Source organism: Pedobacter sp. KBW06, assembly GCF_003852525.1.
GTDB lineage: Bacteria > Bacteroidota > Bacteroidia > Sphingobacteriales > Sphingobacteriaceae > Pedobacter.
The window spans coordinates 154,473-177,284 of sequence record NZ_QAJL01000009.1 but is presented as its reverse complement, the minus strand read 5'-3'; the positions used below and the strand labels follow the sequence as shown (position 1 = coordinate 177,284).

Below are 22,812 nucleotides of genomic sequence, written 5' to 3'. Positions count from 1 at the left end.
GGACTGTCAGCAACATTGTGACCCTGGTTTCTTAATCAACGACTCCCCTGATACGATCAGCGTTTCCTATTTCTTTAGTAGCTCCGGAAAGCGGAGCCTCTTGCTGCCCTTTAGCTTTCAATGGCCTTTAATAGAAGAATTTCACAGGAAGGAAATATCTTATCAGACCTGCCAGGGCCTGGACCTGATCCTTATTTATTGTTAAAATATGCTAAAACTTGATCCCTGATACAATAAAACCGTATTATTGTATTTTACGTTAATTTATAAAAGCAATTTCAAATGAGATTCAGGCAATTATTTTTTATAGCACTACTTTTATCAGCTAATGTTTCTGTTTATGCTCAGAGTAAAGACGTTAAGCTTCCTGCCAATTGGTTCAATCTGGACCTGGTTCAGGATGGTTACTTTGGAATCAGCACTGAAAAAGCATATAAGGAGTTACTTAAGGATAAAAAACCTAAACAGAAGATTATTGTAGCCGTAATAGATGGCGGTATTGATGTGAACCATGAGGATCTGAAGGATATTTTATGGACGAATAAAAAAGAGATTCCCGGAAATGGCATTGACGACGACGGAAACGGCTACATTGATGATGTACATGGATGGAATTTTATTGGATCTAAGAAAGGGAATCTGGCTTATGATAACCTGGAATTGGTGAGGATCTATAGAGAATATCTACCGAAATACCGCTCTACTATAAAATCAACTGTCCTTGACAGTACGCAAAAGAAAGAATTTGAATTGTATACCAAAGTAACGACAGAGTTTGGTAAAAAATATGATGAAGCAGATCAGACATTTAGAGTCGTGTTTGCAATCAATAAATTATTGGATTCTGTTGCCTTTATTCATAAAAAGACGATTCCTTCAATGGAAGACATAGACGGATATAAAGCGGACGATGAAATGGAGGAACAGGTAAAAAAGATCATCAGGTCCGGAGCTAAAGAAAGTGGAGGTATCGAGAAATTTCATAAGGAAATAAAAGATGCTTATAAGCAGTATGATGTCATGTTGAAATACAACCTTAACCCTAAATATGACCAGCGTGCGGAACTCGTAGGGGATGACTATTCAAATGCCCGGGAGAAATTCTACGGAAATAACGACATCATGGGTCCAAATGCGGAGCATGGCTCGCATGTGTCGGGGATTATAGGTGCCAACAGGAAAAATACGATTGGTATCAACGGGGTTGCTGATTATATCAGTATAATGGGCGTTCGGGTAGTTCCTGAGGGAGATGAAAGAGATAAAGATGTTGCCAACGGCATTCGATATGCTGTTGACAATGGAGCCAAAGTTATTAACATGAGTTTTGGCAAAAGTTATAAATGGAACAAAGAAGTCGTAGATGAAGCTGTAAAATACGCAGAAGAGAAGGGCGTACTCTTGGTTCATGCCGCAGGCAATGACAACTTAAACGTGGATGTGGAAGAGAACTATCCTAATAAATATTATGATAGTCCTGAAGCGGTTGCGCATAAGAAGAAAATGGAAAAGACAGCACCCAAGCCCATTCCCTTCAGACCTTTGAATAGCCAAATGCAAAATCAGGGAATGGGACGTCCCGCGGCACGGACAAATGTAAAACCGGTTCTTGACTCTGCTAAATTTAACCTTCCTCACGCAAAAAACTGGATTGAAGTAGGTGCAAGTGCTTATAAGAATGATGCCACATTGAAAGCCTCTTTCTCGAACTACGGAAAATATAATGTCGATGTTTTTGCTCCGGGATTCATGATCAATTCTACGGTTCCTGACTCTAAATATGAAGAATTGGATGGAACAAGTATGGCTGCTCCTGTCGTTTCTGGCCTGGCGGCATTGATTTTAAGTTATTATCCGGAATTAACCGCTCCGCAAGTACGGGAGATCATCATGAAATCTGTTACTAAAGTTGTACAGAAGGTGAAATTAACCAATGAAAAAGGAGAGAACACCCGTGCGGCATTCTCCGAACTTTGTGTCAGTGGCGGTATTGTGAATGCATACGAAGCCCTGAAATTAGCAGCAACCTATTCTAAAAAGAAATAAAGCTCAGGCTCAATTCAGAACAATAGCAGCGGGGACTTGCGCTTCATAGCCCTTGCTGCCTTTGTAGACATATCGCGTGGTAATGCTGTATTTCCCTTTTTTGCCTGGTTTGATCCTGGCAGAAACTGATTCAGGGAGGCCTTCCAGGTTTGATGAAGCGTAGGTTCCCTTAGTGGTAATGATGATATCCCGAAAATATTTTTTCTTACTCAGAGGAACTGAATACTCGCTTGACCAGGAAGTAGGCACTTCCTCATCTGCTCCTGTTGTCTTTTTAACGCCATATGCGGACATGATTTGCTGATAAGTACCATTTGTTCCGGCAATGAGGAATAATGCGCTAAAAAAGGGCCCTCCTCCTCCGCCATTCATATGTTCAATCATGAAAGCATATTGATCTTCGCCAATCAATACAGGCTTGGGAGTCGGAGAATTTGAAAATGCGCCATATCCTCCGATAGCCGGTTGAAATATTCTTAATTTCCATCCTTCTTTTGTGAGGGCAAATTTTGCCAGTCCTAATAACCCACCGGTAAATCTGGAGGTCTGAAGCCCCTCCTCATCATATTCGGAATGATTGAAGCTGATGACCTTATATTGTAATCCTGTAGAATCCTTAAAGTCCATTACATTCATTAAGCGGGTGGCTACGCCTCTTTCAAATGGAAAGAGAAGGTCGCCCTGGTATCCATTTACATCGATATAAGATTTCCTGTCAGGTGTTTTGATGTCCCAGTTGATCAGCTCATTTTGGTACCCGGACCTTTTTGTAATGTTATAGTATTTACCCGGGAACAATTTTAACAGCGCTTTTTGCGCGTTAAAAGGCCCGGGAATGATAAGATTTCGGGCCTTTAGTATGGTGTCGCTAACGGTAATCTTTTTGAGATCCTCGTCGTCATTTTGAGCATAGCAGTTGTTAAAGAGTGTTGATGCGAGTAATAAAAGGCAGAATATGGATTTCATAAATGGGTTTTGGATGTTAGTTACAAAAAGAAACATTTTAAGCGTCGTAATCAGAAAATATTGACTGGTACATTTCTTTATGTGGTTTCCGCCCTGTAAAAATAAGACATAGAAACTTCGGCACGTAAATAATTTAGGATTTCTGTCGGAATTAAACATGGATTTACTTTTGTCAAACCAAAAAAATGGAAGATATCGCTAATGGATTTTACTGGCGCTTAGGTATCAGCTGATTAGACTTTCTGCGGTTTGAAGCGAAATGTAAATCCCCGCTTAGTTTACAAATTCAAAAGAATTTATTCTCCAATTATTCCACCTGATCCTTTTGCCATGATCAGTAATCCTGCGTTTACAATCGATTTGATTATTTTTAGTAGAACAGTTTAAAAATTGTATATTGAAACTGTGATTTTTTATTCTAAAATGTTCAAATTGGGATTAAAAATGGGGGGTGTGTTCCGTGTATCATCGTTTGATAAGGAATATGGAGGCAGAAAATCTGCGCCAATAAATAGGCGAGATGTCTGAACTTTGAGACAGCTTCTTAGAGAAATGCAAAGGGAGGGGATTATATTTGGATGGAGCAGCGGCTTGCTGCGTAGTATCATAAGATGCTGATTAATAACCCCGTAAACGTAAAAAAGCCCATCCGAAGATGAGCTTTTACCAAGTAGCGGGGAGCAGGATCGAACTGCCGACCTCAGGGTTATGAATCCTGCGCTCTAACCATCTGAGCTACCCCGCCGGGCGTCTTTTTTCTAAAGAGTTGCAAATATAGAATAAATTACTTTTCTTTAGAAATAAATATTAAAAAAAAATAGTCTAATAGTTCAAAATATAAGGATCCATCGATGTCAGAAAAGAAAAAGTTTACGTTAGAATATGAATTGAGATCGTCTCCACGTATTTTGTTTAGCTTCATTAGTGAGCCTAATGGCTTATCTCAATGGTTTGCTGATGATGTGATTTTCCGTGATCAGCTGTATACATTTACATGGGACGACGAAATACAAAAAGCGAAGCTTTTAAGTATTAAAGAGAATAAACTGGTAAAGTTTAAATGGATTGATGATGAACCTCATTGTTATTTTGAGATGGAAATCGTTCAGGACGAATTAACAAATGATGTAGCCTTATCTATTACAGATTTTGCTACTGAGGATACACTTGCAGAACGTACTTTGATTTGGGATAATCAGATTACCTATTTGCATAGTGTACTTGGCGCATAGTTTTTCGCTTGCTTTGATTACCTTTGTATATTGAAAAAGCTTCATTTACTTCTGCTCAAAGCATTTATTAGGCCCTTCTTCGTCACATTTTTTATTGTGATGTTCATCTTGTTGATGTTTTTCCTGTTTAAATACGTGGATGATTTAATAGGAAAGGGCTTTGAATGGTATGTGATCCTGGAACTGATGTATTATGCATCGGCTGCAAATGTTTCCATGGCCCTTCCACTTTCTATTTTGCTGTCCTCCATTATGACCTTTGGGACATTAGGGGAAAACTATGAGCTCGTGGCCATAAAATCGGCTGGGGTATCGCTCCAAAAGGCGATGATGCCATTGCTGGTGCTGATCTGCTTCATTTCAATTGGTTCTTTTTTATTCTCGGATGTGATGTTGCCAAAGGCCAACCTAAAGTTCGGCTCTCTGCTCTGGGATATCAGAAATAAAAAACTGTCCTTTCTGATTAAAGAAGGGGTATTCAATAACAGTATTCCTGGATACTCGATCAGGGTGGATAAGAAAGGTTCAGACGGCGTATCCCTTGAAGGGGTTATGATCTATGACCATACCAGTAACAATGGAATTGCAAAGATCATTATTGCCAAAGAAGGCAAAATGGCCAGTGATGAGAAAAACCTTCTTTTGAAACTGAAGAATGGAGTCCGGTATGAAGAATCCAGCGGGCAGAATTCCTCTTATAACCCCAGACAGCAGTTCACGCGGATGAGGTTTAAGGAAACAGATCAAAAATTCGATATTTCCAGTTTCAAGATGAACAGGACGGATGAGCAGGGTTTTAGAAACAATACCCAAATGCTCAACCTTAAAGGGCTTGTTAAAAAGGAAGACTCTTTAAGTAAAGAGCTGGATAGTGTGAACAAATTCGCTGCCATGACGGTTTCAAGTTACTTTAAACAGAATAACTATGCGAAAGGTTATACTAAGATTAAAGTCGCAGAAAAAGTGATCAATAAGCCTGTACTGAGCCTTTTGCCTGTGAAACAAAAGATGAGCATCATCCAAAGCGCCTTAGATCAGGCAAATTCTATCAAGCAAACGACGTCGGGAAGAATGGCAGATTATGGCGACAGGGTAAGAAATATCATAAAGGTTCAGATCGAATACCAGAAAAAGTTTACACTCGCCGCATCTTGTCTTCTTTTATTTTTCATTGGGGCCCCATTGGGAGCCATCATTAGAAAAGGAGGGTTGGGCTTGCCCGTAGTCATGGCAATTGTTTTCTTTCTAATCTATCACATTATTGCTACTGTTGCGGAGAAATCAGCCATCACCGGGACGCTTGCGCCATTTTTCGGACCCTGGCTGGCGATCATTATCTTATCTCCCGTAGGGGCATTCCTTACTTATAAAGCTACGGTTGATTCCGCCTTATTTGATGTGAATAACCTGAAGCAAATGATGGTAAACCTATTTAAAAAGAAAAAAAAGAACCTGCCGTCAAAGCTTTAATCAGGTAAGAAGCAGGACTGATATAGACAATTATTCCTTACTTATTTATGATATTTGAACACATGGATTTGAATGGGAAGGTTGTAACTTTGTACTTAATCTTAATAGCTGAACAAGCAGCTGATCCTAGTGTTTGTTTATCGATATATTTCAAAAAATGGAAATCAAACTAAATGCAATAGAAGAAGCTATTGCTGAAATACAAGCTGGTAAAGTAGTTATTGTTGTTGATGATGAAGATAGAGAAAATGAAGGGGACTTCCTGACGGCTGCTGCAAATGCAACACCTGAAGTGATTAACTTTATGGCCACTTATGGCAGAGGGTTAATTTGTGCCGCTTTAACGGAACAGCGCTGTGATGAACTTGGGTTAGAGCTGATGGTAGGAAAGAATACTGCAGCTTATGAAACAAACTTTACCGTTTCTGTTGATTTAATCGGTTATGGATGTACTACCGGAATCTCTGCATCTGACAGGTCTAAAACTATTCAGGCATTGATTAATCCTAACATTGATCCTGCTGAATTGGGCAGACCCGGACATATTTTTCCGCTAAGGTCCAAAGATGGAGGGGTTTTAAGAAGATCCGGACATACGGAAGCTTCTGTAGACTTAGCCAGATTGGCTGGAATGGAACCTGCAGGGGTTTTAGTCGAAATCATGAAAGATGATGGAGAAATGGCGAGGTTGCCTGATTTGATTAAAATTGCAGCTCAGCATCAATTGAAAATTGTTTCTATAAAAGACCTCATTGCTTACAGGTTGAGCAAGGAAAGTCTGATAAAAGAAGAAGTAACCGTTAATCTTCCAACAGATTGGGGAGATTTTAAAATGACGGCTTATACACAGCTGGATACCGGAGCAACCCACCTGGCGATCAGCAAGGGGGAATGGCTTCCGGATGAACCGGTAATGGTCAGGGTACACAGCTCTTGTGTGACCGGTGATATTTTTGGCTCCTGCCGCTGTGATTGCGGACCGCAATTGCATAAAGCAATGGAGATGATCGATAAAGAAGGTAAAGGTCTTATTGTATATATGAACCAGGAAGGCAGAGGTATCGGACTGGTTAATAAGTTACGTTCTTATAATCTTCAGGATGCCGGTTTAGATACCGTTGAAGCCAATATTAAACTGGGCTTTAAAGGTGATGAGAGAGATTATGGAGTGGGTGCCCAGATTTTAAGGGCTCAGGGGATTTCTAAAATGAGATTGATGTCCAACAACCCGACAAAACGTGCCGGTCTGATCGGATACGGGTTGGAGATTTTAGAAAATATCTCTATCGAAATTGAAAGCAATGTTCACAATGAACAATACCTGAGAACCAAACGTGATAAAATGGGACATCAGATCATGAAGGGATAAGAAATAGCCCTATTTCTTAGGGTTATTTTTTTGCTGTTCGTTAAGAATGGCCTCTTTGTTAATTAACTGCCTGGTTTTGGGGATTTCTCCATGCTGGGCTTTTTTCTTTTGATCTCTTTTGTACTGCCCTGTTATTTTCCGGAGGAATTCCCTGAAGCTGTCGAACTGCTGGGTATAAACCAGTCCTAAAGAGGTTACATTGTTATTCTGATTGATGCCGGAAGTCGTAAAGATCGTTTGTTGTGTGGGTGGTTTATTGGATACTTTACCGATCAAAGTTCCATCCTTTTTAATCAATCCAAGAATCTCCACCTCACCTCCGACATTATTTCTTGTAAAGCCTGAAAGCGATAAATCATTCGTACTGCCTCTGTTTACAATTCCTGCATTCAGAATCACGCGGTCGTTAAACAGCCTGAATGAAGCATTGGCTTCCGTTAATGAACGAACATTGAAGTCTACAAAATCCAGGTTTAACGAAGAAAGAACATTATTCAGCTGATTAAATAACAGTTCCGTTGCGGTACTGGTTACGCCGTTGGTTAATTGTTTTCCTAAGTCCTCATTTCCTGTACCCGGCGCAAAGCTTCTTCTGATGATTAAACTCAATGCCTGCAAATTCAGGTTATTGGAATCGTTGAAGTAGGCCTGCATTTCTTCCTTGATTGCAGGATTCGATGGGAAGAAGATGTCCAGTTTAATATCAGGCTTTAACAATAGCCCTGAGAGTCCCATTTCCACTTCGGTTAGTACCCGCTCATCTTTACTGCTGCCTGGATCTCTATTGGCTGCAGTATAAAGATCTCTCAGACTCGTTCTAAGCGCGTATATCGCCTTTAATTGTATTTGGGCAGCAGTAGGGTTGCCTGTCCAGCGGATGGTGCCACCCTGTCTGATATTGAATTTCTTGTTGATTACCTCCTGTGCGGTGAAATCGAAACTGCCATTTTCAATGATGTAATCTCCCGACATGTCGAAATCGCCCAGGCTATTGATTTTTAAGGTGAGGTCAGTTGCATTTCCTCTTCCACTAAGGTTTCCTAAACTGGTGAAAATATTGGCCACGCTGTTAGCGTCTACATCCAGTTTCAGGTTCATGGTAAGTCCGTCGAAACTGGTTTGCTTTTTCACTGTTTTAGTCGTGTCTTTACTTACGAATGTGATGAAGTCCTTACTTGAGACCGTTTCAGAACTATTTAGCGGAAGGTTAAATACGGTTCCTTTCTCTGTTTTTGCATCAATATCAATGAACATACGGTTTGTAGGCCCTTTGAATATAAATGTTCCGGTTCCGTAGGCCTGCCCGTAGTAAACCGGGTTGTCCTTCTCGGTCGTGTTGAGTGCCATGAAATTTTTGGCCTTCACAATGACATCAATTGTTGGATTGTCAATATCATTCAGGTCAACAGTTCCGTTTGCCACTGCCTGGTTGTTGTCTACGTCAACTAACTTAAGGTCATGGATTCTAATGACACTATTGTCAATCACCACCTGATCATTGAGGGTATAAGCGGTCTGAAGGTAGTTGATGGTCATTTTACCTTTGTCAAATGCGACTTCTCCATTGATTTCCGGTTTTTCAAAAGGCCCCTTGACGGTCAGGTCTGCCGAGATATTTCCCTTTAATTTGGAGACAAGTTTTTTCACGAAAGGCTCCAGAACAGCCAGTTCTGTTTCATCCAGTTTCACGTGGACGTCTAATTCTTTTTTCTCCAGATCAAGGCTTCCTCTCGCTCTCAGTGTTTCCTTGTCATGCGCGACGATGGTGGTGTAGATGTTGGCCACATTGTTGGCTTTATGGTAGGAAGAGGTATCGGTTAAACTTCCAATGTAAGTGTTGTTGAAGCTGAGGGAATCTATCGTAATGTTATCAGAAATTCTGGGTGATTTTAGTACCTGATAAAGCTTTGTTTCTCCATTCAGGTGTCCGGATAATTTGACGCCAAGGCCTTTTACAAAAGGATTTAAGGTTTCCAGGTCAAATTTTTCAAAGCCAACAAGAATCAGGTCGTCCGGGTCTTTGGAAAGAATCCCATCGATCTTGAGGAGCTGATGGCCGTTACTCAGGTCGAAGTTGCTGATCTGTGTCTTGCCCTCATGAAAGCTAATGCTTACTTTTTCCTGAATTTTCCAGTCTTCATTATTGATTTTCAGAATGGATGGAAGGATGGTGATCCGTCCTACAGTGTCAGTAGCAAATTCAACAAGACCATTTAAATCGAGTGAGTTGGCATCATCAGAATTCGCAAGCTTAACGTTTAACGTCAGGCTGTCATTCCTTAGAATATTTGAAATGTTGACATTTTTGATATATAAACTATCATTGATGTCTACACGGTCTGAGGTGATGATGGCCTGAAGCTGGTTGAGGGAAGTGTTTTCATCGACAATAATGTTGTTGACTACAATTCCATCATACTTGAGTTTTTTTACAAAACCGTTTACAGTAGCCGTCTTCTTTTGGGAGTCAAAATTCCCAATGAAAATGGCCTGGTCTTCAATCTCCAGCCCTGGAACAAGGAGCTGGGCTACAGGCTCAAACTTTTTAATTTTTAAATTAAACTGGAAAATCTGCTCCTTATAGTTGATGATTTCCGCCTTTAGTGAAGGAATATAGGTCTTGGCGAGTGCCTTGAAGTAAGAAGGCAATGTATTCAGGTCATACTGGCCTTTTATACTGGCATCCAAGATGTCTGAATTGATCGTTAAACTTCTGTCTCTCCCGATGCCGCTGGCATTCAGCTGTATGGAATCAATATGGTAAATTCCTTTTACGTTGTTCAGTTGTACGTGTTGTACCAACAGGTTTCCCTGAATGTTATCCAGATTGGTTCCCGAGAAATTCGTACTGAACACGGCATCTACCTGAAGGGAATCTTTGTATAATTTAAGTGCCCTCAGTCTTGCTTTCTTTATGTCGGCCTTAAAGTTGAATTCGGGAAGCTTGCCATTTAGATTTACTCCGCCATCAAAGTTGAGCTTCAGATTTTTATCGTCTATTTTTAAACTCCCGTCAAAATACTTTTTTTCAAAAGTTCCATCAATGTTAACATTTGTATATCTGTAATTGTTGAAATCAATATAGTCAATATTACCATTTAGCTTTTCGTAAAGGCTTTTGATTTCTGTGCCACGGCCTTTCACATTTAAAGAGGCGGTAATTCTTCCGAGCGTTTTTTCGTCAATCAGGTTACCCAGGTTGAAGTCGTATGTCTTTACATTTCCGGAATAAGAAGGGACCCCTTTCTTATCGATTTTCATGTTTACATCGGAAACCACGCGCCCCAGCTGGGTTTTGAATTCTCCATAGGCAATAAAGTCATTTTGGAAGCCAGTAAAGGAGCCGTTAAAATTTACATTTCCAAATTTGGAAACAACCTCAGGTATGGTCTTTGCTTTTTTTCCGGTAATGCTTGTTAATAATTGGTCAAGGTCTTTCTTATTGGTTCCCGCCATCTCAATCTTGAGGTCCATGAAAGTTTCTTTTAAAACCGGCAGTCCTTTGAGGATGAAGTCTCCTTTGATATGGGTTGCTTTTCCAGCTTTTATGGCTAATTTTTTTGCCCTGAGGTTATTTACCAGACCAGTGATTTGTCCGTCAACATCCAGGTTCAAATTCATTTGATCCAGTTCGGATGTAAAGAATGAAACATCGCGGGAAGCGATATGGCTATCTTTAAAATTGGCCTTCATTCTTATTTTATTCACATAATCATTAAAATCCCTGAACTTATTGAAGCTCATTTTGAAATAATCCTTAAGCCTGCTATGGTTTGTTTCCAATAGCAATCTTTGAAGTTCAATTTTGTTGGTGTCGACGGTGGTAAAGGCGGTTAAGTTTTTAAGGTAAAAACCACTTTTTTCTTTAAAGGTCAGGTTCTTGATGTCTGCCTGAATGATGTGATCAGTAGTGTTGAGTTTCTCGAAGATTCCATTAAGATTACTCAGGTGAACGTCCTCAAAATTTACCCCCTTCATGACCGTGTCAATTTTAAGGTTTTTATATTTGAAATTGATATTGTTCAGAATGACGCGGTCAAAGGTAAGTTTATAAGGTTTTTTCTTCTTCTTTACCGTTGGTTTTCCTGAATCAAAGTAATCAATAATGAAATCGAGATTGGTTGATTCGTCTTTATAAGATTTTAGGAAAAAGGTTCCGTCGTTGAGCTGAACGGTATTCACGTCGATAATCCTCTTCTCCAGCGAGAGCTGATTGATGTCTACCAGAAGTTTGGGAGTATTTAAAAGCGTATCCTTCTGCTGGTCGAGGACGAGCAGATTTTCCAGAACCACAGATTTGAAAGGTTTGATGTATATTCCGGTTAAGGAGATGGTGGTATTGAGTTCTTTAGATAAATATGCTGCCGCTTTTTTTGCTACAAAAGTCTGCACAGGCTTGAATTGAAGCGCGAATAACAGGATCGCAACTAGTAATAACACTGATGCAACAAACCAAAGAAGTATTTTTAATAGTTTTTTAATAGTTTTGTAGCTTAATTATAATCATTGTGCCAGTAATACTCGCTATTGAATCTTCTTGTGATGAAACTTCGGTTGCTATCTGTAACAACGGCAAAATTACTGCCAATGTTATTGCAAACCAAACAATTCATGAAAATTATGGTGGTGTAATTCCTGAACTAGCTTCAAGGGTACATCAACAAAATATAGTGCCTGTTATACAGCAGGCCTTAATAGACGCTAATGTAGACAAAAAGGAGCTAAATGCAGTTGCTTTTACCCGGGGACCGGGCTTATTAGGTTCTTTGTTGGTTGGGGTCTCCTTTGCAAAATCTTTTGCCCTGGCACTGGATCTGCCATTGATATCTGTAAATCATATGCACGCGCATATTTTGGCTCATTTTATTGATGAACCGAAGCCTGCTTTCCCTTTTTTATGCCTGACAGTTTCCGGTGGTCATACGCAGATTGTCCTGGTCAGGGATTACTTTGATATGGAGATCGTTGGAGAAACACTGGATGATGCAGCGGGAGAGGCTTTCGACAAAACGGCCAAAATCCTCAATCTTCCTTATCCGGGTGGTCCGTTGATCGATAAACATGCGAAACTGGGAAATCCATTGGCATTTAAATTTCCGGAACCTCAGATCAAAGATTTGAATTATAGTTTTAGCGGATTAAAGACTTCAATACTGTATTTCATCAGAAAGCAAGAAAAGGAAAATCCTGACTTTATATCGGAACATTTGAATGATATTTGTGCCTCTGTTCAATATAGTATTGTGCATATTCTGCTCAATAAGTTGAGAAAGGCGGCAAAAGCCTACGGAATTAAGGAGATTGCCATTGCCGGTGGAGTTTCGGCCAATAGTGGCCTGAGAGCGGCATTGCAGGAAAGGGCAGAGGAATCTGGCTGGAATGTATATATCCCTGCTTTTGAATACTGTACGGATAATGCAGCAATGATTGCCATTGCGGGATATCAGAAGTATTTAAACGGAGATTTTGTAGAACAGGATGTTGCTCCGATATCCAGGATGAATTTTTAATATAATAACAGCGAATTATGAGTGCAACGAGTTTTATTTTTTTCGGTTTAATGCTGATTCCTTTTATCGTTTTTATCGTTTGGTTGATCAAACAGGATAAGAAACGAAATTATCTTGGGTTAGCAGTATTGCTTGCTGCGATTATCGTTGCAGTTATTGTGGCTATCTATGTAGATGCAAAATATATGAAGATGTAATCGCACAAAATTTAAGCATGTCAACTATTTATTAGCCCGCTGTTTTTAGGACATGACAATATAAGGAAAAGGCCTTTTCCTTATATTAAGAATAAGAATTAAGCTCTTTCTTCTAATTTTTCGCCGGTTACTTCAGCTCTGATTTTAGCTTCAATTTCTTCAGAAAGTTCCGGGTTATCCAATAACAATTGTTTAACGGCATCTCTTCCCTGACCAAGTTTGGTCTCTCCATAAGAGAACCACGAACCTGCTTTTTTGATGATATTGAAATCTACACCTAAATCGATGATCTCTCCGGTTTTAGAAATACCTTCACCAAACATGATGTCGAATTCTGCAATTCGGAATGGAGGGGCAACTTTATTCTTTACGATTTTTACTTTTACTCTGTTTCCTGAAACTTCATCAGAATCTTTAATCTGAGAGGTTCTACGGATATCTAAACGTACGGAAGCATAGAATTTCAAAGCATTTCCACCGGTAGTTGTTTCAGGGTTTCCAAACATCACACCAATCTTTTCACGTAACTGGTTGATGAAGATACAGCAGCATCCTGTTTTAGCAATGGTTCCTGTTAATTTACGAAGGGCTTGTGACATTAAGCGGGCTTGTAATCCCATTTTGGAATCGCCCATCTCACCTTCAATCTCTGCTTTAGGAACAAGTGCGGCAACGGAGTCAATAACAATCACGTCTATCGCTCCCGATCTGATCAGGTTATCTGCAATTTCCAGTGCCTGTTCTCCATTATCTGGTTGAGAGATTAATAAGTTATCTACATCAACACCCAGTTTTTTTGCATAATTTTTATCGAAAGCATGCTCCGCATCTATGAATGCTGCAATTCCACCCTGTTTTTGTGCTTCTGCAATAATATGAGTGGCTAAAGTCGTTTTACCGGAGGATTCAGGACCGTAGATCTCTATCACCCTTCCTTTTGGAACACCACCAATGCCTAAGGCAATATCTAAACTAATTGATCCTGTAGAAATCGATTCAATAGGCTCTACAGCATTGTCACCTAATTTCATTACGGTACCTTTACCATACGATTTCTCTAACTTATCTAAAGTAAGTTGTAATGCTTTTAATTTGTCTGCGTTTACGCTCATATTATTAAATTCTGGGAGTAAGATAAAATATTACCGTTGGAAGAATCAATAACTTCTACTTACATGCTAATTATATTAGCAAATATAACTAATGTTTATTCTAATGCAAGAAATAAAAGTATTTTTTTTGACTAGCCCTGTTTTTCGCTAATTATTTTAGTTATTTTGTTGTTTTGTTGAAAATATTTACAAATATTGGTTATTTCACAAATGTTGCATTTTGGCGATCTGGCCAGGCACACATAGCGGCCGTGAAGGATCAGCCAATGGTGTGCCACATGAATCGTCTCTTCCGGAAGGTTCTTTACCAATTCTTTCTCGACTGCCAAAGGTGTCTTTCCGGAGGATAAACCAATTCTTCTGGAGACCCGGAACACATGGGTATCCACTGCCATTGCCGGAGCATTGTAAATCACTGATGCGATCACATTTGCTGTCTTTCGTCCAACACCTGGCATCTTTTGCAGCTGGTCAATATCGGAAGGCACCTCGTTGTTGAAGTCGTTCAATAACATCTTCGCCATTCCAACCAGGTGCTTCGCTTTATTATTGGGATAGCTTACGCTTTTGATATAATCAAAAACAATATCGGGCGTAACATCAGCCAGTGCTTTTGCATTTGGAAAACGTTGAAACAAGGCCGGAGTGACCTGGTTAATGCGCTTGTCCGTGCACTGTGCGGACAGGATCACTGCGACCAGTAATTGATATGGATTATTATAATGTAATTCTGTTTCAGCGTCAGGCTGTTTTGCAGAAAAGTGGGCAACAAAAAGTTTGTATCTGTCTTTTTTGAGCATAGGCAAATATAAAGAGAAGAACTAACACAAGGTTAAAAAAAACGGCAGGAAAAAAAGAAAAGAAGTGCTAAAGTTCAAATGATCAGAAGTTAACCGGAAAAAAAGGGCATAAAAAAGCTGCCCTTTGGGGGCAGCTTCAATTCGTTTTTTAAATTACTTCGCTCTGGAGTAAGCTAAAATTTTCTCGATGGTTTCATCGGAAGGATTTCTTGTTAAGCGGTCCAGTTGCGGCCTGATGTGGTCATAGAACATCATATCGAGTTCTATAACTGCATCAACTGCAGGTTTTTCCTGCTTTGGCTGTGTGCAATTTAGTCTGTTAAGTGAAGTAGAGGTTTCCATCATAAGCAATAAAAAAGTATATGTTTACTAATGTAAACGTTATTGTTATAAATTTATTTTAACCTAAACTACAATTTTTTGTGGACATTTTATCCAACTAAAAATCAGGAGATTTCCTTCACTTTCATCATCTTACGAAGATTACTTAAGGCGTAACGCATTCTTCCCAATGCCGTGTTTATACTCACATCGGTCAGGTCTGCGATTTCTTTAAAACTGAGGTCCGCATAATGACGCATGATTAAAACTTCCTTCTGGTCGTCGGGCAATAAATGAATCATTGCACGAAGGTCAAAATGCGTTTGTTCTCTCAGCATTTTTTCTTCTGCACTTTCTTCATGGATCTGAAGGAGGTTAAAGATGTCTGTTCCGTCAGCACTGGTAATGACCGGGGCCCGTTTCTCACGTCTGAAATAATCGATTACAAGATTGTGCGCAATCCGCATCACCCAGGGTAAAAATTTACCTTCTTCATTGTAGCGCCCAGACCTGAGCGTATTGATGACTTTTATAAATGCATCCTGGAAAATATCCTCTGCGAGGTATTGATCCTTTACTAATAAATAGATAGATGTGTATATTTTCGACTTATGTCTTCTCAAAAGTTCTTCCAAAACCGATTCATCACCGGTAAGATATAACTTCACCAAGTCTTGGTCACTATATAATTCTAATTTCATAGGAGTATCCGTACTAAAAAGTTCCCTGCTAATTGCTATAAAATACTTAGTAGATGTTTTTTTCGATATATTTCTCCTGTTAGTTAGTGGTTTAGTTTGTCTGTTGAATCTCCAAAAGAAGCATTTTTTTATTACAATACAATATAAAAAGTGTTAAAAAAAATTAAAACTGCGCTGAGAGCCTTATTTTTGCATCCTCCCAAAAACGGTAATATTGCATTTTTTGGGTTATATTAGCACTATTCTATCCAGAAGTCAATGAATAACGAAATCAATAAAGATCCACATAGACATATAATCATAAAAGGTGCCAGAGTCCATAATCTGAAGAATATAGATGTCGCAATTCCGAAAAATAAACTGGTAGTCATTACCGGAATGTCTGGATCCGGCAAATCTTCTTTAGCTTTTGATACTTTATATGCAGAAGGTCAGCGACGCTATGTAGAGAGTTTGTCGTCCTATGCGAGACAGTTTATGGGAAGAATGAATAAACCGGATGTAGATTATATCAAAGGAATTGCACCGGCGATTGCCATAGAACAAAAAGTAATTACCTCTAATCCGAGATCTACCGTAGGAACCTCTACCGAGATTTATGATTATCTGAAGCTTCTATTCTCCAGAATAGGAAAAACCTATTCTCCTGTATCCGGAAAGATTGTTAAGAAGGATACGGTAAGTACTGTGGTGGATTTCATTTCGGAACTTGAACCAGAGAGTGTGGTAACGATATTCTGTCCTTTATTTCCTCATAACAACAGGTCTATCAAAGAAGAACTGGCGGTTTTACTTCAGAAAGGATTTCTTCGGATTTTCTATAAGGAAGAAATTCTGAAAATTGAAAATATTCTGGAAGATGAGTCCTTTGTTGACTTTGAACTGGCCGATTCGGATACCGTAAGGATTTTAATCGACAGAATTGTAGTGAACAATGAGGAGGAAACACTGAGCCGCATTGCGGATTCTGTACAAACGGCATTTTTTGAGGGTAAGGGTGACCTCTATGTTGAACAGGAAGGGAAATCAACTCATTTCTGTGATCGTTTTGAATTGGATGACATCCGATTTGATGAACCTACTCCAAACTTTTTCAGCTTTAATAATCCTTATGGAGCATGTAAAAGATGCGAAGGATATGGAAATGTGATTGGAATAGATGAAGATCTTGTCGTTCCTGATAAGAGTAAAAGCTTATATGATAACGCCATCGCGCCATGGCGTGGGGAAAAAATGCGGGAATGGTTAAATAAGCTCATCAAAAATGCAGATAAGTTTAATTTCCCTATTCACCGGCCATATAACGAACTGACAGAGAAAGAACAAAGACTGATCTGGACAGGGAATAAATATTTCGAAGGCTTAGATGCTTTTTTCAAAGAATTGGAAGAGCAGACCTTCAAGATTCAATATCGGGTGATGTTGTCCAGGTACAGAGGAAAAACCATTTGTCCGGATTGTAAAGGCTCCAGACTTCGCAAAGATGCTTCTTATGTGAAGATCAATGACAAATCAATTATAGATGTGGTATTGATGCCACTGGCGACAATCCTGGATTTCTTTGAGCACCTGAAACTTTCTCCAAATGATGAAAAGATTGCGAAAAGATTGCTTGCGGAGATTGTCAACCGGGTGCTGTACCTTAATAATGTAGGATTGGGATACCTGACGTTAAACAGGCTTTCTAATACTTTATCCGGTGGGGAATCACAGAGAATTAATCTGGCAACTTCATTAGGAAGCAGTCTTGTAGGTTCTGTATATGTACTGGATGAGCCGAGTATTGGTTTACACCCAAGGGATACCAATAAACTGATCGAGGTATTGCTTTCGCTTCGTAATGTAGGAAATACTGTGCTTGTCGTGGAGCATGAAGAAGAGATGATGAAGGCTGCTGATCATATTATTGATATTGGTCCGGAGGCTGGAACACATGGGGGTAACCTGGTATTCAGTGGTACTTATGATCAGATCATAAAAGACAAAAAAAGCCTTACCGGCCGTTATCTTTCCGGATCGGAAAAGATAGCGATACCAACCAAAAGAAGGGGATGGAAAGACCATGTACTCATCAAAGGGGCAAGGGAGAATAACCTTAAAAATATTGACGTGAAATTCCCTTTGGGTGTATTCACTGTGGTAAGTGGTGTTTCAGGAAGTGGAAAAACCAGTTTAATCAAGAAGATTCTTTATCCCGCTTTGCAAAAGGCGATAGGAAACTATGCCGGAGAACAAACCGGGGCTTACGACGGAATTTATGGGAACTACGATTTGGTAAGCCAGGTAGAGATGGTAGATCAAAATCCGATAGGACGGTCGTCGAGGTCTAATCCTGTGACTTATGTGAAGGCCTGGGATGATGTGAGGGCGCTCTTCTCGGCTTTGCCAAGTGCAAAGGCTGCCGGACTAAAGCCAGCTGCATTTTCGTTCAACGTAGAAGGCGGACGATGCGATGTTTGTCAGGGTGAGGGAGAAGTGAAAATCGAAATGCAGTTTATGGCGGACATTTACCTGCCATGTGAAGCATGCGGAGGCCGAAGATTTAAGCAGCAGGTACTTGATATCACCTATCAGGATAAGAATGTAGCCGATATTTTGGATTTAACCATCGATGAGGCGGTTGAGTTCTTTAAGGGCGAGCCTAAAATTATGGCTAAGCTTCAGCCATTGGTAGATGTTGGTCTGGGCTATGTACATCTTGGCCAGTCTTCCAATACTTTGTCGGGCGGAGAAGCACAACGGATCAAGCTGGCTTCGTTTCTGATTAAGGGGAATAATGCCAATAAAACGATGTTCATTTTTGATGAGCCTACTACAGGTTTACATTTCCACGATATCAAAAAGTTACTAATAGCGCTGAATACGCTGATTGAGCAAGGAAATACGATTCTGGTGATTGAGCACAATATGGACATGATAAAATCTGCCGACTGGATCATCGATATCGGTCCCGAAGGTGGAGATAAAGGCGGTAATGTCGTTTTTGAAGGAACACCGGAAGACCTGGTTTCCTCAAATTCTTCTTATACTGCGAAGTATTTAACTGCACACATGAAATAATTGTATCTTCGCAAATGCTTTTTTTAACACTCTTTTTAGGGGTAATACTAAATATGGTGGGATATATCCCTCCGGGAAATATTAACCTTACTGTGGTTCAGATTACCATCACCAGGGGAATCAGGCAGGCGCTATATTTTATAGGCGCCTTCTCGGCAATTGAGATACTTTTCACTTTTGGCGTGATGCGCTTTGTGCAATGGCTTTCCAGTGAGATCAAATTGGGAGACATCATTGATGTGATCATGGTACTGATGTTTGGGGTTTTAGGTTTCATCACCTGGAGGTCCAGGAAAGAAATGCCAAAAGCAGATTATTCTAAAAAGGACAGCATCAGATATGGAATGCTTTTGGGGGTAATTAATCCCATGCAAATCCCTTACTGGTTATTTGTAGGTACTTATCTGATTTCTCATGAGTGGATAGATATCGGCTACCTTTCCCTGACGATTTTTAGTATAGGTTCAGGTATCGGGGCAGCGGTTGCATTATACGGTTTTGCGCGTTTTGCACAGTATATACAGGAAAAATTTGCGCTGAGCAGTTATCTGGTGAATAAAGGGATTGCACTCTTGTTTTTTGCTTTGTCAGGCTATCACATCTGTAAAATCGTTTACATCCATTTTATTAAGTAGGCGGGTTATTTCTTTAGGAACTCTATATTCCAGATCTTTTCTGCCCTTCGTCCGATAATCCAGAAGGAGGCTGCAAGGACGCAGAAGAAAAGTGCTTTATGCCAGTTGTCCCAGAAATACTCGAAATAACGGGTGTAAAGGTTGATGAAAAGAAAAGTGATCCCGAACTCCCGTGCAATGTCGTCCCTGTATTTTAAGCCGGCAAAGATGCTGATGATGCAGGCCAGTGCAGAGATAATAGCCCAGTAGAACAAACTGATTTGTCTTACGCCGTACCATGCTTCCAAGGTGCCGAAATTCCCAAATACCGAAAGCAGCCAGAGCGATACAAATAAATACGCCATTCCACTGATATAGGTTACGGGGAAAAAGTGATCCACCTTTTTATGTCTTTTCATAAAGAAAGACAATCCGGTGAGGACTGCTCCAAAGCAGACAAAGCGTAAAGGATAATTCATCCCTGCGAAATACCAGTTCCATCTCGACAGATAGCCCGTTTCTGTTCCAAACCAGGCACCCAGCGAAATTAAAGCGAAGACCCAAATCAGCCTTGACTTGAAGGCATAAGCCAGAATTCCGTAGATGACGACAGCGAGGAGCAGGAGCAAAGAAAAATGACCAGTACTGGTGCCGATAGCCTTACCCAGATAAGCGATGGCGTTTGCGGTGAGCATCACTGCTGTAAAGATCAATGCTTCATTACTGAAGACCTGATGTGATTTGGTTTGCTTTCTTTTAAAGCTCAGGTAAAAGAGGTAAGTTGCTGCAGACATCGAAAGAATGCTGATCACTCCGTCGGAAGTATCATAAAGACGTTCCAGGTATTTTAGAATGGTATCATCTATGAGTAAGGCGCCAAGAGAAATTACACCACAGGCCATGGCGATCCAGAAAGAGTATTGAGCCAACCTTCGCCAGTCGAAATTTTTAGTCTCATAGCTCCCGCGTAAACGTTGAACATCTGCTTCGGTAAGCAATTTTTCTTCCTGCCAATGCTCGAGCATTTCGTCTAAAAATTCACTTTTTTCCGAATCTATCTTCATTTTTCTTTGGCTGGTGGCGTTTGGTATATGTTTGTTTGGAGATAAAACCCTGCCAACAAGCTTGTCGGCAGGGTTCAGTTACAATGCTAAGATTAGATATTTTTCTGGAATTATTTCAATAGATCAGGTACTTTTTTACTATTGCCCACGATCCATACCACATCTTCGTTCTCAAAAATGAGGTTGGAGTCTGGATTCAGGATGCGTTCTCCCCTTCGTTCAATCCCTACTACGAGACCCTGAGTTTTTTCCCGGATTCCGGAACTGCGGATGCTTTGTAAATAAACCGGAGAACTGCTGTTGATGACGATTTTTTGAAGTGTCATGTCTTTTTTAGGGAAGTTGGATTCTTCGGGAATTTCCTCCTTGGCACCTTCAAATAACTCCTTAATTGCAGCCAGCTGATTGTCTGTACCGATCACCAATACCTTGTCGTTCGGATACAGTCTTTCATCCCTGCCCGGAGTAGGAATCATGATTTTTCCACGTTCAATCAGGGCAATATTTACGCCATACTTTTCTCTTACCGAGAGCTCAATCAGTGTTTTTCCAACAAGGGAAGATTCCGGTGCGACTACCAGTTCAGCAAGGTGAGTGTCCCATGGAAGTATTTCCGGCTGGGCATTCTGAGCTTCACGGGCGTTAAGGTTAAGCAGGAAGCGGCTTTCCATCTTGTTATAAAAACCCTGAAGTTTTCTGGAGAAGATGAACATTCCCACAATCATCAGGACAATGGCGATGACAACTGCTATCCAGTTACTGTAAAATTGATAAATGAGGAAGCCAACAAAGAAAAGTGCCAGGGAAATTCTTAAAACTTCCAGCGCAACCAATGGTCCACGGGTATATTTCTTATTTAACCATAAATGAGAATACGCCTTCTTTTCTATTTTTCTAATGGCCAATGCCCATAAGAAAGGAGTCATGAAAATCAGGGTCAGAATTAAGCTGATGATAATTCCATTATTCCCGTTGATGATATTTTTCGTCATAAAGGGCTGCAGGTATCTGGAACCCAGAAAAACAATAGCAATAATGATCACTGAGTGGATGATCGTATTGAAGGTATAGGATTTCAATAGAATCTTCCAGTCGCTAAGCGTTGTAATGCCCGCTGTACTGGAACTGTATCTGTTGATGGCCTCAACCCATCGTTTTGGTAAAGTACGCTCCAGGAAGAGGTAAAAGGGCTCTGAGGCCTTAATCAAATATGGAGTGGTAAAGGTGGTGATGGCAGATACGGCTACCGCAATCGGGTAGAGGAAATCGCTGGTTACTTTTAGCGTTAAACCGAGTGTTGCAATGATAAAAGAAAACTCTCCGATTTGTGCCAGACTTAAACCTGTCTGAACAGATGTTTTTAAGGGCTGTCCAGACAATAATGCACCCATTCCGGAACTTAGGAATTTACCTAAGACGGTTGCGATGGTGATGACCAGGATAGGAATGGCATAATCGATTAAAATGCTCGGATTGATCATCATTCCGACTGAAACAAAGAAGATGGCTGCAAAGAGGTCCTTGACAGATTTGGTCAGATGCTCGATCCGTTCAGCCTGAGTAGTCTCCGCCAGGATGGAACCCATGATAAAGGCGCCTAAAGCCGGGGAAAATCCAACTTTTACAGCCAGCAATACCATTAGCAGGCATAAAGCGATGGATACGATCAGCATGGTCTCATCATTCATGAGTTTTTTTGTCGCCTTTAAGAAGGTTGGTACCAGAAATATTCCCCCAATGAACCATAAAACGAGAAAGAAACAAAGCTTAAGAATGGAAATCAGCATATCGGCACCCGCAAACTGCTGGCTCACCGCGAGGGTGGAAAGCAATACCAGCAATAAGATGGCTACGAGATCTTCAACGATGAGTACGCCGAAAACCAGTCCGGCAAACTTTTTATGCTTTACACCAAGCTCTTCAAAGGCTCTGATGATAATCGTTGTGGAGGAAACGGAGAGGATTCCGCCCAGGAAAATACTATCCATTGTAGACCAGCCCATGGCTAAACCGGCAACAAAGCCGATAATGAGCATAAATACGACCTCTACAATTGCGGTGATGGAGGCTGAGCCTCCTACTTTAACAAGTTTTTTGAAACTGAATTCCAGACCCAGGCTGAACAGTAAGAAGATTACGCCAATTTCTGCCCAGATATGGATACTGGCATTGTCTGTTACCGTTGGGAGAAATTTAATATGAGGACCAACAAGTAGCCCGGCAAGGATATAGCCTAAAACTAATGGTTGTTTTATTTTTTTAAATAGTAATGTGGTGATTGCCCCGGCGGCAAGTATTAAACCTAAATCAGTGATTAATACGGGTAAATGTATCATAGAAAATGCGTTTT

At 40.3% G+C, this 22,812-nt stretch carries 17 protein-coding genes and 1 tRNA gene; 9 read left to right on the top strand and 9 right to left on the bottom strand.

Going from position 1 to position 22,812, the window contains the following annotated elements:
* On the top strand, positions 1-205 hold a 205-nt coding region (locus tag DBR43_RS33395), incomplete at its 5' end, for a hypothetical protein (RefSeq protein ID WP_233603323.1).
* 77 nt (positions 206-282) lie between these two features.
* Entirely contained in the window at positions 283-2,046 is a 1,764-nt protein-coding gene (locus DBR43_RS32740; RefSeq protein WP_124587563.1) for a S8 family peptidase, read from the top strand.
* Positions 2,047-2,055: 9 nt separating this feature from the next.
* Here the strand turns inward: DBR43_RS32740 and DBR43_RS32735 are convergent, their stop codons facing one another.
* Positions 2,056-3,012, bottom strand: coding sequence for a hypothetical protein (locus DBR43_RS32735; protein WP_124587562.1), 957 nt, complete (start codon positions 3,010-3,012; stop codon positions 2,056-2,058).
* A 671-nt stretch (positions 3,013-3,683) separates the two neighbouring features.
* Positions 3,684-3,757, bottom strand: a tRNA-Met gene (locus DBR43_RS32730).
* A 106-nt stretch (positions 3,758-3,863) separates the two neighbouring features.
* Here DBR43_RS32730 and DBR43_RS32725 point away from each other — a divergent pair.
* From DBR43_RS32725 to DBR43_RS32715, 3 genes are all read left to right on the top strand, one after another.
* Complete coding sequence (locus DBR43_RS32725) at positions 3,864-4,244, top strand: START-like domain-containing protein (RefSeq protein WP_073229621.1); 381 nt, start codon at positions 3,864-3,866, stop codon at positions 4,242-4,244.
* Positions 4,245-4,274: 30 nt separating this feature from the next.
* Positions 4,275-5,714 (top strand): LptF/LptG family permease, encoded by a 1,440-nt coding sequence (locus DBR43_RS32720; RefSeq protein WP_124587561.1) that lies wholly within the window; start codon positions 4,275-4,277, stop codon positions 5,712-5,714.
* 157 nt (positions 5,715-5,871) lie between these two features.
* On the top strand, positions 5,872-7,083 hold the full coding sequence (locus tag DBR43_RS32715) for a bifunctional 3,4-dihydroxy-2-butanone-4-phosphate synthase/GTP cyclohydrolase II (protein WP_124587560.1): 1,212 nt from the start codon (positions 5,872-5,874) through the stop codon (positions 7,081-7,083).
* A gap of 9 nt (positions 7,084-7,092) precedes the next feature.
* On the opposite strand, the gene DBR43_RS32710 is transcribed toward DBR43_RS32715, so the two are convergent.
* The gene (locus DBR43_RS32710) at positions 7,093-11,475 is read right to left on the bottom strand and encodes a translocation/assembly module TamB domain-containing protein (protein WP_233603321.1); all 4,383 of its coding nucleotides are present in this window, start codon (positions 11,473-11,475) and stop codon (positions 7,093-7,095) included.
* A gap of 116 nt (positions 11,476-11,591) precedes the next feature.
* Between DBR43_RS32710 and tsaD the strand changes: the two genes are divergently transcribed.
* Both tsaD and DBR43_RS32700 read left to right on the top strand, forming a co-directional pair.
* On the top strand, positions 11,592-12,593 hold the full coding sequence (gene tsaD, locus DBR43_RS32705) for a tRNA (adenosine(37)-N6)-threonylcarbamoyltransferase complex transferase subunit TsaD (RefSeq protein WP_124587558.1): 1,002 nt from the start codon (positions 11,592-11,594) through the stop codon (positions 12,591-12,593).
* 17 nt (positions 12,594-12,610) lie between these two features.
* Entirely contained in the window at positions 12,611-12,790 is a 180-nt protein-coding gene (locus DBR43_RS32700) for a hypothetical protein (RefSeq protein WP_124587557.1), read from the top strand.
* Positions 12,791-12,888: 98 nt separating this feature from the next.
* Here the strand turns inward: DBR43_RS32700 and recA are convergent, their stop codons facing one another.
* The 4 genes from recA to DBR43_RS32680 all read right to left on the bottom strand — a co-directional run bounded on the left by recA (position 12,889) and on the right by DBR43_RS32680 (position 15,724).
* Positions 12,889-13,902, bottom strand: a complete 1,014-nt coding sequence (gene recA, locus DBR43_RS32695; protein ID WP_074611988.1) for a recombinase RecA — start codon at positions 13,900-13,902, stop codon at positions 12,889-12,891.
* Between the two features lie 131 nt (positions 13,903-14,033).
* Positions 14,034-14,702 carry an endonuclease III gene (gene nth / locus DBR43_RS32690; protein ID WP_124587556.1) on the bottom strand — a complete coding sequence of 223 codons (669 nt, stop codon included), beginning with the start codon at positions 14,700-14,702 and terminating at the stop codon, positions 14,034-14,036.
* A 153-nt stretch (positions 14,703-14,855) separates the two neighbouring features.
* Positions 14,856-15,047 carry a hypothetical protein gene (locus DBR43_RS32685; RefSeq protein ID WP_074611986.1) on the bottom strand — a complete coding sequence of 64 codons (192 nt, stop codon included), beginning with the start codon at positions 15,045-15,047 and terminating at the stop codon, positions 14,856-14,858.
* A gap of 101 nt (positions 15,048-15,148) precedes the next feature.
* Positions 15,149-15,724 carry an RNA polymerase sigma factor gene (locus DBR43_RS32680; protein ID WP_073229645.1) on the bottom strand — a complete coding sequence of 192 codons (576 nt, stop codon included), beginning with the start codon at positions 15,722-15,724 and terminating at the stop codon, positions 15,149-15,151.
* A 258-nt stretch (positions 15,725-15,982) separates the two neighbouring features.
* On the opposite strand from DBR43_RS32680, the gene uvrA reads away from it, so the two are divergent.
* Together uvrA and DBR43_RS32670 are read left to right on the top strand one after the other, a co-directional pair.
* Positions 15,983-18,784: an excinuclease ABC subunit UvrA gene (uvrA, locus tag DBR43_RS32675; protein WP_124587555.1), complete on the top strand. Its 2,802-nt coding sequence runs from the start codon at positions 15,983-15,985 to the stop codon at positions 18,782-18,784.
* A 53-nt stretch (positions 18,785-18,837) separates the two neighbouring features.
* On the top strand, positions 18,838-19,419 hold the full coding sequence (locus DBR43_RS32670) for a lysine transporter LysE (protein ID WP_233603319.1): 582 nt from the start codon (positions 18,838-18,840) through the stop codon (positions 19,417-19,419).
* A 5-nt stretch (positions 19,420-19,424) separates the two neighbouring features.
* Here DBR43_RS32670 and DBR43_RS32665 read toward each other — a convergent pair whose 3' ends face one another.
* Positions 19,425-20,462, bottom strand: a complete 1,038-nt coding sequence (locus tag DBR43_RS32665; protein WP_124587553.1) for a DUF2157 domain-containing protein — start codon at positions 20,460-20,462, stop codon at positions 19,425-19,427.
* Positions 20,463-20,572: 110 nt separating this feature from the next.
* Positions 20,573-22,798: a cation:proton antiporter gene (locus tag DBR43_RS32660; RefSeq protein WP_124587552.1), complete on the bottom strand. Its 2,226-nt coding sequence runs from the start codon at positions 22,796-22,798 to the stop codon at positions 20,573-20,575.
* Positions 22,799-22,812 lie beyond the last annotated feature (14 nt).